Origin of the sequence: Mycobacterium parascrofulaceum ATCC BAA-614 (assembly GCF_000164135.1) — a bacterium.
GTDB classification, from domain to species: domain Bacteria; phylum Actinomycetota; class Actinomycetes; order Mycobacteriales; family Mycobacteriaceae; genus Mycobacterium; species Mycobacterium parascrofulaceum.
The window spans coordinates 1-1069 of the sequence record NZ_GG770626.1 but is presented as its reverse complement, the minus strand read 5'-3'; the positions used below and the strand labels follow the sequence as shown (position 1 = coordinate 1069).

The 1069-nt window shown below is 63.1% G+C and carries 1 protein-coding gene; it reads right to left on the bottom strand.

Annotation, left to right across the window (positions count from 1 at the left end; genetic code table 11):
* Positions 1–14: 14 nt before the first annotated feature.
* On the bottom strand, positions 15–965 hold the full coding sequence (locus HMPREF0591_RS29895) for an IS481 family transposase (RefSeq protein WP_085981754.1): 951 nt from the start codon (positions 963–965) through the stop codon (positions 15–17).
* Positions 966–1069: the final 104 nt, after the last annotated feature.

Sequence of the window (1069 nt, the reverse complement as noted above, 5' to 3'; positions counted from 1 at the left end):
GGTCACCACGTTGGTCACAGTCGGCTGATGGGCGGTAGGCCCTCGAGTGCGCTGTGGCGGCGTTGAGTGTTGTAGATCTCTAGCCAGGGTGCAAGTGCTGCGGCGCGTTGGGCGTTGGAGGTAAAGATTCTGCGGTAGCACCATTCGGTCTGCAGGGTGCGGTTGAATCTCTCCACCTTGCCGTTCTGCCAGGGGCAGTGTGGCTTGATGAACAGATGCCGAGCGCCGAGTCGTGCGATTACGGCTGCCACAACGGCCGACCGGCGATAGCTGAGGTGGTTGTCGGTGATGATTCGTTCGATGCGTGAAATACCGTGCGAGGCAAAGTAAGAAGCGGCCCGGTCGATGAACCCCGCACATGTGGGGCCTTTCTCGTCGGGCAGGATCTCTGAGTAAGCCAGCCGGCTGTGATCATCGACCATGGAGTGCACGAAGTCATAACCGTTGCCGCGGCCGCGGACCTCTTCACTGCGCCCATGAGCGCGCCACCCACCGCCATCGGGAATCCGACTGAGCTTTTTGACATCGACGTGAACCAACTCGCCGGGACGGTCGCGCTCGTAGCGCACCGCGGTGGCCTTGGATGCCTTGATCAGCGCCCCGGTCATCGGGTCACAGTCACGCAGGTAGGGCTGGTGGTGACGGCGCAGGATCCGTCCCACCGTGCGGGCCGGCACACCTAGTTCTGGGCCCAGCCAGTCTTGACCCCGCCGATGCTCACGACGTGCCGCTAGGACCTGCTGCTCAATAATGGCCGGCGTGCGCCGCGGTGAGGAATGCGGACGCGAAGACCGATCCCGCAGGCCAGCCTCACCCTCGGCGGCATACCGGCCAATCCAGGTGTGCACACACTTGCGGGAGATCCCCATCGCCTCGGCGATCTGGGCCTGCTTCCAACCATCTCGGTGGCGCTGCACAATCAGCCATCGACCGTGAAATGTCGTACGGGCATTACGGTGGGACACGAGAACCTCCGGCGTAGGTATGGGCCTTCGACAAGCCACACCCCACCCGGAGGTTCTCCTCACATCAAGCCGACACGCCTGCTACCAACCTGCTGACCGGGTAC